The organism is Streptomyces sp. iso_384 (genome assembly GCF_056172905.1).
The window spans coordinates 3,590,665-3,604,766 of record NZ_JBWBTT010000001.1 but is presented as its reverse complement, the minus strand read 5'-3'; the positions used below and the strand labels follow the sequence as shown (position 1 = coordinate 3,604,766).

The 14,102-nt window shown below is 70.0% G+C and carries 7 protein-coding genes and 1 pseudogene; 4 read left to right on the top strand and 4 right to left on the bottom strand.

The window, feature by feature from the left end; translation table 11 throughout:
• Positions 1 to 36 precede the first annotated feature (36 nt).
• Complete coding sequence (locus AC0VY3_RS16070; protein ID WP_475549856.1) at positions 37 to 1,119, bottom strand: ABC transporter substrate-binding protein; 1,083 nt, start codon at positions 1,117 to 1,119, stop codon at positions 37 to 39.
• A gap of 580 nt (positions 1,120 to 1,699) precedes the next feature.
• Between AC0VY3_RS16070 and AC0VY3_RS16065 the strand changes: the two are divergent.
• Both AC0VY3_RS16065 and AC0VY3_RS16060 read left to right on the top strand, forming a co-directional pair.
• Positions 1,700 to 2,257, top strand: a pseudogene (locus AC0VY3_RS16065) (RICIN domain-containing protein); the annotation flags it as partial.
• 62 nt (positions 2,258 to 2,319) lie between these two features.
• Positions 2,320 to 4,671 (top strand): AbfB domain-containing protein, encoded by a 2,352-nt coding sequence (locus tag AC0VY3_RS16060; RefSeq protein ID WP_475549855.1) that lies wholly within the window; start codon positions 2,320 to 2,322, stop codon positions 4,669 to 4,671.
• Positions 4,672 to 4,772: 101 nt separating this feature from the next.
• Here the strand turns inward: AC0VY3_RS16060 and AC0VY3_RS16055 are convergent, their stop codons facing one another.
• The 3 genes from AC0VY3_RS16055 to AC0VY3_RS16045 all read right to left on the bottom strand — a co-directional run bounded on the left by AC0VY3_RS16055 (position 4,773) and on the right by AC0VY3_RS16045 (position 11,011).
• Positions 4,773 to 6,443: an alpha/beta hydrolase gene (locus tag AC0VY3_RS16055; protein WP_181010954.1), complete on the bottom strand. Its 1,671-nt coding sequence runs from the start codon at positions 6,441 to 6,443 to the stop codon at positions 4,773 to 4,775.
• Between the two features lie 228 nt (positions 6,444 to 6,671).
• A complete protein-coding gene (locus AC0VY3_RS16050) occupies positions 6,672 to 10,043 on the bottom strand; it encodes a LamG-like jellyroll fold domain-containing protein (RefSeq protein WP_475549854.1) in 3,372 nt (1,123 codons plus the stop codon).
• A gap of 95 nt (positions 10,044 to 10,138) precedes the next feature.
• Positions 10,139 to 11,011, bottom strand: coding sequence for an alpha/beta fold hydrolase (locus tag AC0VY3_RS16045; protein WP_103510406.1), 873 nt, complete (start codon positions 11,009 to 11,011; stop codon positions 10,139 to 10,141).
• Between the two features lie 235 nt (positions 11,012 to 11,246).
• Here AC0VY3_RS16045 and AC0VY3_RS16040 point away from each other — a divergent pair, with 235 nt between their 5' ends.
• Both AC0VY3_RS16040 and AC0VY3_RS16035 read left to right on the top strand, forming a co-directional pair.
• On the top strand, positions 11,247 to 11,663 hold the full coding sequence (locus tag AC0VY3_RS16040) for an ATP-binding protein (protein ID WP_103510407.1): 417 nt from the start codon (positions 11,247 to 11,249) through the stop codon (positions 11,661 to 11,663).
• Positions 11,664 to 11,723: 60 nt separating this feature from the next.
• Positions 11,724 to 14,093 carry an ABC transporter ATP-binding protein/permease gene (locus AC0VY3_RS16035; RefSeq protein ID WP_475549853.1) on the top strand — a complete coding sequence of 790 codons (2,370 nt, stop codon included), beginning with the start codon at positions 11,724 to 11,726 and terminating at the stop codon, positions 14,091 to 14,093.
• The last annotated feature ends 9 nt before the right edge of the window (positions 14,094 to 14,102 follow it).

Genomic DNA, 14,102 nt, shown 5'->3' with positions numbered 1-14,102 from the left:
GCCCCGGGGGTCGCGGCGGCCGGCCGTCCGGTGGGGTCAGTACGCTCCGCCGAGCGAATCCTTGGCGTTGGCCTCGTCGTACTCGCGGTCGGTGATGATCACGTTCTCCGGGATCTCCTCACCGGCGTAGAACTTCTGCGCGGTGGCGAAGGCGAGCGGGCCGAAGCGGGGGTTGGACTCGATGACGGCGTTGTACTCGCCGTTGACCAGGGCCTGGACGGCGTTGCGGGTGCCGTCGACCGAGACGATCTTGACGTCCTTGCCGGGCTTCTTCCCGGCCGCCTTCAGCGCGGTGACCGCGCCGAGGCCCATCTCGTCGTTCTCGGCGTAGACGGCGGTGATGTCGGGCTTGGACTGGATGAGCTGCTCCATGACCTGCTGACCCTTGTCGCGGGCGAACTCGCCGGTCTGCTGGGCGACGATCTCCAGGCCGGGGGCCTCGGCCTCGACCTGGTCGACGAAGCCCTTGGTGCGGTCGGTGGTGACGTTGTTGCCGGACGCGCCGAGCAGGATGGCGACCTTGCCCTTGCCGCCGGTGACCTTGATCATCGCGTCGGCGGCGCGCTTGCCCTGCTCCACGAAGTCGGAGCCGAGGAAGGCCACGTAGTCCTTGCAGGCGGTGGAGTTGACCTTGCGGTCGATGGTGAGGACGGGCACCTTCTTGGCGGCGGCCGCCTTCAACGCGGGCTCCAGACCGTCGGAGTTGAGCGGGGCGACGATGAGGAACTGGGCGCCCTGGGACAGCATGTCCTGGATGTCGCTGATCTGCTTGGACAGCTGGGACTGGGCGTTGGTGGTGAGGAGCTTCTTGACGCCGATCTTCTTCGCCTCGTCCTTGATGGACCGGGTCTCGGCGATCCGGAAGGGGTTGGCCTCCTTCTCCGACTGGGAGAAGCCGACCACGGCGTCCTTCAGGTCCAGCTTGGGCGCGCCGTAGGTCTCCAGCTTGCAGCCCGAACCGGACGAGGAATCGGGGGTCTTGGCCTCCTGCGCGCCCTGACTGCTGTCGCCGCCCGCGTTGTTGGAGGTCTCCGACTTGGCGCAGCCGGCGGCGGCCAGCGTGGTGACGGCGAGGACACAGGCCACGGCGAGGGTACGGGATCGACGCTGGATCATCATGCGCGGAACGCTCCTTGGCGGATTGACGGCACGCTGATCGGCGTGCGGTCGGGCATGCGGGACGAGGCATCGGCTGCTCTGCGGCCGATGCCACTGCATTCCTCACACCTCTGCTCCGTCCTGCGGGAACAGCGGTCGTGAGAGCCTGCGCGGCCTGTCGGCGGCTCGGTTTACAACGTTATATAGGCGGCGCGGCACGGGCGGCAAGAGCGTTGTCGATGCGTTTCCAAAATGTGTCGGCCGAGGGCCGGGGCCGGTGTGCGGCAATAGACCCGCCGTACGGCAACGGGTCCTGCGCGACCTCTGGACAGCCGCCCGGCACCGTGCTGTCATACCGCCGGACGTCGCATTTCCAACGTTGCAAGCACGGCTGTCGTACGTCGGACCGACCGCGCGACGGCGACCTTCGGCATGCGCCCGACCGCCCGCCCCACCCGCTCCCCCGGCCGGGCGGTCCCGCACACCCTCGCCCGCGCGCCATCCCCCCACCGAGCCCGGCCGCGGCACAGGCGGCCGCGGCCGAGAGCAGGAGCCGCACCGATGCCCGTGAACCGCAGGCAGCTCATCACCACCGCGGTAGCACGTGGTGGCGCCGCTCCGGCCGAGCCCGGCGCGCTCGACGGAGCCGGTCGAGGAGGTCACGCTCGTCCCGATGGGCGCGGCCCGGCTGCGGATCACGTCGTTCCCGACGGCCGCCCCGGACGGCGAACCCTGGCTCGCGGACCGCTGGTACCGGATCGCGAACCGGCACTCCGGCAAGGTGCTCGGTGTGGACGGCATGTCGACCGCGAACAGCGCGCATGTGGTCCAGTTCGGCGACACGGGGACGGCCGACCATCGGTGGCGGCTGGTGGCCAACGGCGACGGCTGGTACCGGATCCGGAACCAGCACTCGGGCAAGGTGCTGGGCGTCGACCTGATATCCACGGCGAACAGCGCGCACGTCGTGCAGTTCGACGACAACGACACCGCCGACCACCTGTGGCAGCTCGTCCCGGACGGCGACGGCTGGTACCGGATCCGCAACCGGAACTCGGACAAGGTGCTCGGCGTGGACGGCATGTCCACCGCCGACAGCGCCCATGTCGTCCAGTACGACGACAACGGAACGGCCGACCATCTATGGCGGCTGCTGTGAGAGCTCTCCCCTGACGTACCGCCCGCCCCTGCCCGTACAACCGTAGAAAGGGATGTTCAGCCATGCGACCAGCACCCGCACCCCGCCGCCGCACCTGGTGGCGGAGATTGACGGCCGCCACCGGCCTGCTCGCCCTGGTGGCCACCGCGCTCGTGGGGACCGGCACCTCCCCGGCCGCCGCCGCGCCCGCCGCCTGGGAGCCGAGGCCGGCGCCCATGACGACGCCGTGGACGAACCAGGTCCCCGTCGACAAGCCGCTGCCGGAATACCCGCGCCCGCAGCTGACCCGCCCGGACTGGACGAACCTCAACGGCATCTGGGACTTCGCGGTCACCGGCCGTGACGCCGGGCAGCCCGCGACCTTCCCGGAGCAGATCCGGGTCCCGTTCGTCGCCGAGTCCGCGCTCTCCGGCATCCAGCGCCGGATCACCGAGAACGACAAGCTCTGGTACAAGCGGACCTTCACCGTCCCCGCGAACTGGGACGGCCGCCGGGTGAAACTGCACTTCGGGGCCTCCGACTGGCAGACCACGGTCTGGGTCAACGGCACCGAGGTCGGGGTGCACAAGGGCGGCTTCGACGCGTTCTCGTACGACATCACGCCGCAGCTCAACGGCGGCACGAACACCGTCGTGGTCTCCGTCTACGACCCGAGCCAGACCGGCGGCCAGGCGGTCGGCAAGCAGCGCATCAACGATGTGCGGCCGCATCCGGGCGGCGGCATCTTCTACACCGCGGCCTCCGGCATCTGGCAGACGGTCTGGCTGGAGCCGGTGGCATCCGCCCACATCACCCGGCTCGACATGACGCCGAACCTGGACGACAGCACCCTGCGGGTGAAGGTGCGGACGGCGGGCGCGGCGGGCAGGAGCGCCCGGATCACCGTCTCCGCCGGCGGTACGGTGGTGGGCACGGCGACCGGCACGGTGGGCGGGGAGCTCTCCGTACCCGTACCGAGTCCGCGGCTGTGGAGCCCCGAGGACCCGTTCCTGTACGACGTGAAGGCGGACCTCCTCGACGGCTCGGCCGTCACCGACACCGTGGGCAGTTACACCGGCATGCGGTCCGTGGGCCTGGCCAAGGTGGACAACATCCTGCGGCCGGTCCTCAACGGGGAGTTCGTGTTCCAGACGGGCACCCTGGACCAGGGCTACTGGCCGGACGGCATCTACACCGCGCCGAACGACGAGGCGCTGAAGTACGACCTCCAGGCGCACAAGGACCTCGGGTTCAACATGGTCCGCAAGCACATCAAGGTGGAGCCGCAGCGGTGGTTCCACTGGGCGGACAGGCTGGGTCTGCTGGTGTGGCAGGACATGCCGTCGATGGACACCGGCAAGGTGCCGGACGGGCCGGCCCGCACCCAGTGGGAGACGGAGTACCGCACCATCATCGACCAGCACCGCAGCTCGCCGTCGGTGGTGATGTGGGTCAACCAGAACGAGGGCTGGGGGCAGTACGACCAGGCCAGGATCGCCGACGAGGTCAAGGCCCAGGACCCCTCGCGTCTGGTCAACAACATGAGCGGGGTCAACTGCTGCGGCTCGGTCGACGGCGGCAACGGCGACGTGGTGGACAACCACATCTACGTCGGCCCCGGCAATACTGCGCCGAGCGCCACCCGTGCTGCCGTGCTGGGCGAGTTCGGCGGGCTCGGATACAAGGTGCCGGGCCACGAGTGGTATCCGGGCGGCGGCTTCAGCTACGAGGACCAGCCGAGCGTCGCGGCCCTCAACAACCGGTTCGTCGGCCTCCTGGACGCCATCCGGGTCGGCCAACTGCCCGCCGGGCTCTCCGCGTCGGTCTACACGGAGATCACGGACGTCGAGAACGAGGCGAACGGGCTGCTGACGTACGACCGTCAGGTGGTGAAGGTCGACGCCGCCCGGGTGAAGGCCGCCAACGAGGCCCTCATCCACGCGTCCCGGAGCCCCGCTCCCCCGGTGGACCTCCCCACCGGGCAGTACAGATCGCTGCGGGTCACGACGCCGGGGCACACCACCAAGCATCTGCGCCACTACGAGGGGCTGGCCGCGACCGCGGTGGTCGACGGCGGGAGTTCGGCCGTGCTGAAGGCGGACGCCACCTGGAAGATCGTCCCCGGGCTCGCCAACAGCAACTGCTACTCCTTCGAGTCCCGGAACTACCCAGGTGAGTTCCTCCGCCACCGGGAGTTCCGGGTGCGCCGCGACGCCGACGACAACTCCGCGCTGTTCAAGGCGGATGCGACGTGGTGCGCGGTCGCGGGGAACGGCGGGGTGAGGTTCACCAGCGCCAATCTGCCCGGCAGCTATCTGCGTCACATCGACTCCGAGGTGTGGCTGGCCACTCCGGGCGGCGGGCAGCCCTTCGACAGTCCGGCGCTGTTCACCGAGGACACGACATGGACGGTGGACGCCCCGTGGGCGCCGTGATCTGACCGGGGACACGGGCAGGGGCCCGGCAGCGGCGGAGGACGTTCCCTCCGTCGCCGCCGGGCCCCTGCCATCAAAGCCGTACGGCCGGGCTCAGCGGATCAGAAGCGGTTCGGGGCGCGCTCCGGGACCGGGGACCCGGGGAGCACGTCCGGCTTCCGGTTCTGGCGTGCCTGCGCGTTCGACTCGGCGGTCGCCCTGCAGGTGACGTCCTTCGCGGGCAGCTTGCCGGTGGCCAGGTAACGGTTGACCGCGCCGTCCGTGCAGGCGTTGCCGCTCGGGTAGACGCCGTGGCCCTCACCGCCGAGGACGGTGACCATCTTGGAGCCCTTCAGCTGGGCGTGCAGGGCCTGGCCGCTGGGCAGCGGGGTCTGCGAGTCCCACTCGTTCTGGACGACGAGGGAGCCGACCTTGTTCTTGACCACGGTCACCGGCTCGGCGGACTTCCCCCAGAAGGCACAGGGCTTGATGCTGGACGCGAAGTCCCCGTAGAGCGGGTAGCGGCCCTTGTCCTCGATGGCGTCACGCCGATAGGTCTCCGGATCGCGGGACCACGCGGCCGAGTTGTCGCCGCACACCACGGCCCAGAAGCCGGCCGTCCCGTTGTCGGCCGGGGTCTCGGCGGCGAGCGCGGCCTTTCCGGCCCACTCGGGCGCCCCGGTCCCGCCGCCCTCGGTGATCCGGGCCAGCTTCTTCGCGGAGGCCGGCTTGCCCTCCGCCGCCCTCCTCAGCTCCACGACCGCCTCGGAGGCGTACTCCGGGGTGAAGGCCAGCCCGCGCATCCCGTCGCGGATGTCGTCGCCGGTGGTGGGCTGCCCGTCCACCACGATGGGGTTCTCGTCCGCCTGCGCGACGAGGTCCCAGAAGGTCCGGTCGACCTTCTTCGGGGTGTCGCCGAGGCCGTACGTCTTCGAGCGGGCGGCGGCCCACTCGGTCCACCGGTCGAACGCGGGTTCCGCGCCCTCGGCCCACCACTGGATCATCCCGCGCCAGGCGCGCTGCGGGTCGACCGCGCTGTCCAGCACGAACCGGTCGGCCCGGGCGGGGAAGAGCTGGGCGTAGACGGCCCCCAGATAGGTGCCGTAGGAGTAGCCGAAGTAGGAGATCTTCTTCTCGCCGAGGATCGCCCGCACCAGGTCCATGTCGCGCGCGGTGTTGCGGGTCGTGATGTGCGGGAGCCGGTCCCCCATCTTCTTGCGGCACTTGTCCGCCACCGTGCGCGCCCAGGCGACGTCCTTGGCGTACGTCTCCGCCTTGTAGGGCCGCAGCCAGTTCTCCTGCTCCGGCGTGAGGTTGCAGGAGACCGGGCTGGAGCGGCCGATGCCGCGCGGGTCGAAGCCGACCAGGTCGTAGCTCTTGAGCACGGACTTGGGCAGCTCCTCCTTCATCATCATCGGCATCCACAGCCCCTCGCCGCCGGGGCCGCCGGGGTTGGAGAGCAGGATGCCGCGCCGCTGGCCGGGCTCGGCGGTCCTGATCCGGGATATCGCCAGGTCGATCCGCTTGCCCCCGGGCTTCCGGTAGTCCAGCGGAACCTTGACCGTGGCGCACTGGTACGCGGTCGGCGAGTCGGCCTCGCACCGCTTCCAGTCGGGCTTCTGCTTCGCGTAGCGGTCGAGCGCGCTCTTGGCGGCGGGCGGGGAGACCGCCGAGGGGGTCCCGGCCGAGGGGGCGGCAGCCGGGGCCGCGGTGGCCGGTGAGGCGGCGAGCGCCGGGGCCAGTGCCGCCGTCAGACTCACGGCCACCAGGGGCGCGAGACGTCGTCTGCGCACGATATCGATCCTTCCGGTCGCATGTTCGGACAGGAGGATCTTGTCGGATCTGTGCACGTCTGCGGATCCCTCCCGGGGCCCCACCTCCTGTACGACTCGGGAATGACGGCAACAGGCTTGAATGGTCCGCCGGTTGGAGAACCATTCACGCCCGTGGCGGGTCCGCTGCCCTCCCGGCGCGCCCGGGTGCTCCGGGGCGCGCCGGGAGGGGACCTGCGTCCGTGCCTGTTACCGCGTCTGACGGCTGTTCAGCGCGGACACCTCCTCCGCAGTCAGGGCCTTGTCGTACACCGCGACCTGGTCGACGGAGCCGTTCCAGAAGTCGGTCCTGGCGCCGTCGTACCGGGCCCGCCCGACGGAGAGCGGACCGGTGCTCACATCGGCCGGTCCGGCCTCGGTGGTGGCGGCGGGCTTGCCGTCGACGTACAGCGTGATCGCGTCACCCTTGCGGACGCCGACCAGGTGGTACCACGTGCCGGTCTCCGGGATGATCTCCAGGCGGGCGCGCTTGCCGCCCGGGGTGGAGAAGGCGAACGCGCCCTGTCCGTACTGGAGATAGAAGGGGTTCTCGGTGCGCCGGCCGTCCTGGCTGACGACGGTGGCATAGTTGCCCGGTACGGCGTCCAGCGAGGCCCACGCGGAGACCGTGTAGTCCTTCGTGGTGTCCACGACCGGGCCGGCGCTCTGCGCGTACTGCCCGTCGCCGTCGAACTTCAGCGCCGATCCCGTGACGCCGGGAGCCCAGGTCGTGCCGCCCTCCAGTGCGAGGTGCGCCTTGTTCGGGCCGCTGTCGCGGGCGGTGGCACCCTCGTTCTCGTCGAGCGACCAGGAGCCGCCGCCCTTCAGTTCGTCGCGCTCACCGGCGTCGGCGCCTGCGGCGATCACCTGGCGGTTGATCTCCCGGACCTTCTTCGGGTCGACCTTGATGTCCCGGCGGTCGTACGTCCAGAACCCGTTGAGCTCGTTCTCCAGGTCGCTCACCTGGGTGTAGACGGAGCCGGACAGTTCGGCGCCGGCCGCGGCGAGATAGTACGTACGGGTGTTGTCGACGTACTTGGCGGTGAGAGCGGCCTTGTCAGCGACGCCGGAGTAGATGTTGGCGGGGGCACCCGGCCACATGTGACCCGGCGTCCGGAGCGTGAAGCCGCCGTGCTCGCCGTCCATCGCGGCGCGCCGGTCGTCCGGGAAGGCCGGGTCGTTGTTCACGTAGTCGTGGTGGTCGATGATCTCGCCCTTGCCGGAATCCCCCTTGGACGCACAGCAGTTGACCCCGCTGTGCGCGTTGACCACACGGGACGGGTCCAGCGCCTTGACGTCCTCGGCGATCTTGCCGGTCTCGGTCCGGTCCCACTCGCCCCAGCCCTCGTTGAAGACGATCCAGCCGCTGATCGAGGGGGAGTTGTGGAACTGCTTCATCAACTCCTTGCCCTGGGTGAGGAAGGCGTTCTTGCCTGCGTCGTTGTCGATGTCGGCGTTGACGAAGTCCTGCCACACCAGCAGCCCGAGCCGGTCCGCGTGGTAGTACCAGCGCGGCGACTCCACCTTGATGTGCTTGCGTACGGCATTGAAGCCGAGGTCCTTCTGGGCCTTCAGGTCGAAGGTGAGGGCCGCGTCGCTGGGCTGGGTGTACAGCCCGTCGGGCCAGAAACCCTGGTCGAGCATGGCGAGGGAGAAGAACGGCTTCCCGTTGAGGACGAGCTTCTGGTAGCCGCCAACCTTGTCGATCTTCAGCTGGCGCATCCCGAAGTAGCTCTCGACACCGTCCCTGGAGCGGCCGTCGGTGAGAGAGACGTCGAGGTCGTACAGGTAGGGGTCGTCGGGCGACCAGAGGTGCTGGTTCTTGACCGGCAGGCTGAGCTTGCGGTTGGCCGGACCGGTGACCGTGCCGACGACCTTGCCCCTGCGGTCGCGGGCGACGGCGGTGATCCGGGCGTCGGCGGAGGCCGTCGCGGAGTTGACGGTGACCGCGAGGCGGCCGGTGTCGATGTCCGGGGTGGTGGTCAGGGAGTCGATGGCGGCGGGGGCGACCGGCTCCATCCACACGGTCTGCCAGATACCGGAGGACGGGGTGTAGACGATGCCGCCCGGGTTGGTGGACTGCTTGCCCTTGGGCTGGTTCGGGCCCGTCCTGTCGGTGACGGCGACGACGATCTCCTGCGGGCCGCTGCCCTTGAGCGCGTCGGTGATGTCGGCGCTGAACCCGGTGTAGCCGCCGGTGTGTTCGGCGACCTTGGTGCCGTTGACCCACACGGTGGATTGATAGTCGACCGCGTCGAAGTTGAGCTTCAGCCGCTTGTCCTTGCCGGACGCGCCCTTGCCGCTCTTGGCGCCCTTGCCGACCGACCAGTTCTTCGGCACGGTGACGAGCTTGCGGTAGAACATGTGGTCCTCGTCGCGCTCCAGGCCGGAGAGCTGGGACTCGACCGGGAACGGCACGATGATCTTCTCGTCGAGCTTCTTGCCGAAGACCGGCTGCTCGCCCTCGGTGGCCCCGGCGAACTCCCAGGGGCCGTTGAGGTTCTTCCACTGGTCGCGGACCTGCTGCGGCCGGGGGTATTCGGGCAGCGGGTGGTTCCTGTCCAGCTTGTCGCCCCAGGTGGTGGTGAGGCGGTGCGTGGAGAGGTTCTTGGCGGTGCGGCCGATCTCCGGAACGGTCTCGGACCCCGACTTCAGGCCGCCCTGACCGTCGTAGACGACCTTGACCCGCTGGTCCTTCAGGACCGGCGCGGCGAGATCGATGATCAGCGCCTTCGGGTTGTCCGAGGCCCGGTTCACCGACTTCACCGGCATCGGCGAGGTGTCGACCTCGATCTTGAGGTGCTCCTTCACCTTCCGGTAGTCCGAGACACGGTCACGGAAGGTGGCCTGGAGGCGCTTGCCGTTCTTCGCGACGCTCAGGGCGACCGGGTAGACCTCGAAGTCGGCGGGCGGGGTGAACGCGGACTCGGGCACGATCTGCTTCTTGAGGGAGTCGCTCTGCCAGCGCAGGAACATGCTGGCACCGCCGGTGTCCTGGAACATCTCCAGCTTGAAGTCGTGCTTCTCGCCCGCCTTCAGAGCGATCGGAGCGCTGTGCTGCTCCTTGTCCCAGTCCGGCTCCCAGTGGTCGATGACAACGTTGCCGTCGAGGTGGAGGCGGAAGCCGTTGTCGCCGATGGCGGAGAAGGTGTATTCGCCGGTCTCGGGGGCTTTGAGCTGTCCGGTCCAACGGGCCGTCGTGTGCTCGGTCTTGCCGGTCGCCGACTCGAACGTCCCGGTGAGCCCGGGGAAGTTGATCTCGGGGTCCAGGGACGTGGCGCCGAGCTCGGCGAAGTCACGGGCGCCCGGGGCGGACATGCTGAAGTACTCGCCCTTCAGCCCGTGGACATCGGTGACCGGATCGTCGGCCGTGAAGGTGGTCGCGATGGCTCCGGCCGGTGCGGCGGGTGCGGCGGCCGCCGTCGGGACCAGGGTGACTCCGACCGGTATGAGCAGCGCCGCAGCGCAGGTCAGGGCCCTGAACAGGGCACGGGGGCGCGGGTGTTGTCGTCTCAAGGCGTCGTCCTCGTCGAAGAGCCGGGGGTGCCTCGAATCTGTGAGGCACTGCACATAGTCGAACATTGAGCCACAACACCAAACACTGCACAACGGTCGTGCACGGAGAATTTTCAACGATAGAAAGCACCGGGTCCCCGACCGGGAGAACGATGCCAAGGTCAGCCGAGGAACGGCGCGACGGTCGCCACGAACCGGTCCGCGTCATCGATCCACGGGTAGTGCCCCGCGCCGGGCTGCACGACGCACACGCCGTGCGTAAACAGCTCCGCACCCGACGCCACCGCCGCGGGCGGGCTGTTGAGGTCGAACTCCCCGGCGAGCAACAGGACCGGACTCGCGAAACCGGCGAGCGCCGCACGCGTGGCCGCCGGATCGAAGGCGCCCTCGGCCGCGAATCCGGCGACCGCCTCGGCGTTCTCCGGCCGCCCCGCCTCGTGGTGCCGCCGGGCCCCGGCGTCCCAGCGGCCGCAGAAGAAGGGAGCGACGGCCTCCCAGTCACCGCCGGAGCCCGCCATGATCGCCTCCAGCGCGGCGAAGGCGGCCGGGAACCACGGCTCACCGGCCCGGCGCAGCGCGAGCGCACGCCGCGTCCCGCCGTCGACCGGCACCCCCAGCGCCCGCAGGCCGGGGCCGACCAGGACGAGCCTGCCGACGCGTCGCGGATGGCGGGCGGCGTACCGTACCGCGAGGTTGGCGCCGCCGGAGTGCGCCAGGATGTCCATCCGGTCGAGGCCGAGGTGGACGCGCAGGGCCTCGACGTCGCCCACCTGACGGTCGCAGCGGTAGGAGGCGGCCTCCTCCGGACGTGCGGAGCGACCGGTGCCGCGCGGGTCGAGGAGGATCAGCCGGCGGTGCTCGGACAGACCTCCGAGGTCGCCGAGGTACCCGGCGTCGGTCGGACCGCCCGGCAGACAGATCAGCGGTTCGCCGTCCCCGACCGCAAGCCCTTCACGCCGCGACACGTCGACGCGCTGCGGCGGCTCGTCGAGCAGGATCTGGCGGAGCGTCGGGCGGAGCTGCCCGGGAGCCATCGGAGCGCGTACGACGTGATCAGCCGGGGACTCGACGTGCCCGTGCGCACGCCCGTCGCCGGGTCGGCGCAGGTGCGCCGTACGCTGGCGCGCCGTGTCCAGCGGGACCGGCTCGCGGACGGACGCTGAGCCGTTTCGCCGGACCCCGCACATTTTCTTCGGCCGATTTCCATGAAATGCCCTTGCGGGGGTACCCGAACTCCAGCCAGAAAGCTCACGCGACGGGGTGGACGCTATGAACGACCGTATTCTGATGACGTTTTCACCGGACGGCGAGACCCGTACCGATGTCGTCTGCCGGCCGGAGAAGGCCGCCGACGCGCGGGACGCGGTCAGCGCCTTCGTCGCCCGGCTGCACCCCGCGCCCACCTCGCACACGATCCAGAACCTCCTGCTCCTCGTGTCGGAACTGGTCACCAATGCCGTCCGGCACGCGGGGGCCGTCACCGCGCTGTGGCTGACCGCCGACCGCAAGGGCGTCCACGTCCGGGTCACCGACCCCAGCCCGGCGCACCCGCAGGACCGGACGCCCGACCTGACCGGACAGACCGGCGGATTCGGCTGGCCGATGATCCAGCGGCTGGCCCGGGAGGTACGGGTCCGTGAGGCGGCGGGCGGCGGGAAGGTCATCCTGGCGACCGTGGAACGCTGAGCCGCCGGGCGTTTCGCCGGCAGCGGGCGCCGATCGTTACGTATCGGTAGAATTCAGGACATGGGAGAGCGGCCTGCGACGCCGACTGCGCCCGAACTCGTTCTGGAGACCGATCTGGGCTCCACGGTGATGAGTCCGAGCCGGGACTACCATGTCGGGCGCGACCCCGAGAGCGACATCGTCATCGACGACAACAGGGTCTCCTGGCACCACGCGATCCTCCGTCCCGAGGCCGGTCACTGGACCATCGAGGACGAGGAGAGCACCAACGGCACGTACACCGGCGGCCGGCGCATCCACGCCTCGGACGTCGGCGCGGGCAGCGAGATCCGCTTCGGCAATCCGAGCGACGGACCGCGCGCCGTCCTGCTGGGCCGGGAACCCCCCGCGCCCGCCGCCACCCCCTCCGCGGACCGGCCGTCGGCCGTGTCGATGCCCGCGGCGACCGGCACGTTCCGGCAGCCGACGACGGTGCGGCCGCTGCCCGCGAAGACGGTGCGCATCGGCCGCGACGCCTCCAACGATCTCGTCATCGACGACCTGGTGGTCTCGCGCCACCACGCCGAACTGCGCGCGCCGGCCGACGGCAGCTACGAGATCGTCGACCTCGGCAGCCACAACGGAACCTTCCTCAACGGTCAGCCGGTCGCCCGGGCCCCCGTCGGCCCCGGTGACATCGTCGGCATCGGCCACTCCGCCTTCTGCCTGGTCGGCGACTCCCTCCAGGAGTTCGTGGACACCGGTGAGGTGTCGCTGGACGTCCAGGACCTGGAGGTGACGGTCGGCCGGGCCGGCAAGGACGGCAAGACCCTGCTGGACCGGGTCTCCTTCCCCGTCGGCGAGAAGTGCCTGCTCGGCGTGGTGGGGCCCAGTGGTGCGGGCAAGTCCACACTGCTCAACGCGCTCACCGGGCTGCGCCCGGCCGACAGCGGCACGGTCCTCTACGACGGCCGTGACCTCTACCGCGACTTCGCCGAGCTGCGCCAGCGCATCGGCCTCGTCCCGCAGGACGACATCCTGCACTCCCAGCTGACCGTGCGTAAGGCCCTCGGTTACGCCGCCGAGCTCCGCTTCCCGCAGGACACCGCGAAGGCGGAGCGGCAGGCGCGGGTCGCCGAGGTGATTCAGGAACTCGGCCTGGAACAGCGCGCCGACCAGCCGATCCACTCGCTCTCCGGCGGCCAGCGCAAGCGCGTGAGCGTGGCCCTGGAGCTGCTGACGAAGCCCTCGCTGCTCTTCCTGGACGAACCGACGTCGGGGCTCGACCCCGGTATGGACCGCTCGGTGATGCACATGCTGCGCGGGCTGGCCGACGACGGACGCACCGTCATCGTCGTCACGCACAGCGTGCTGAGCCTGGAGGTCTGCGACCGGCTGCTCGTCCTCGCGCCCGGCGGCCGCATCGCCTACTACGGCCCGCCGGTGGACGCCCTCGCCTTCTTCGGCTTCGCGGAGTGGCCGGAGGCGTTCGAGGCCTTCGAGAACGACCGCGACCGCGACTGGGCGACCACCTACGCGGACTCGCCCTTCCACCGGCAGTACATCGTCAACGCCACGGCACAGCCCCATCTGCCACCGGCCGCGCCCGGAGCACTGGTCGCGCCGCCGCCGAAGCCCCGTAACTGGGGTGCGCAACTGCATACGCTCGTACGCCGGTACGCCTCCGCGCTGAGCGCGGACCGGACGTTCCTGATCATCATGATCGCGCTGCCCTTCGTCATGGGCGCCATGGCCCGCGCACTGGCGGGCAGCCGGCTCACCCAGGAGACGGCGATGAACGCGCTGCTGATCCTGTGCGTGGGCGGTGTGCTGACCGGAGCGGCCAACGCCGTACGGGAGTTGGTCAAGGAACGGGTGATCTACCAGCGGGAACGGGCCGTCGGGCTCTCCAGATCCGCGTATCTGATGTCGAAGATCGTGGTGCTCGGGGCCATCACCGTCCTCCAGGCCGTGGTGCTGACGCTGGTGGGTCTTGTGGGTGTCGATCTCGGCGCTCCGGGCGGCGAAGGGGTGTTCCTGCCACCACTCGTGGAGATCACCCTGGCCGTGGCGCTGTTGTCCTTCACCGCGATGATGCTCGGCCTCCTGGTCTCCGCGCTGGTGCGCAAGGAGGAGGTGACGATGCCGTTGCTCGTCCTCCTCGCCATCGTCCAGGTCGTCTTCTGCGGTGCGCTGCTCAAACTGCACGGCGTCCCCGGCGTGGAGCAGCTGTCCTGGCTGGTGCCTTCGCGGTGGGCGCTCGGCGCGATGGCGGGCACGATCGATCTGGCGCGGATCGTGCCGGGCGACCTGACCTCCGATCCGCTGTTCGGGCACTCGGCCGGGGTCTGGCTGCTCAACATGGGCATGCTGGTCGTCCTCTCGGTCGTCTTCGGATACGTGGTCGCGAAACTGCTGAGGCGGCACGAGCCCGCGGTCATGCGGAAGTGAGGCGGTTCC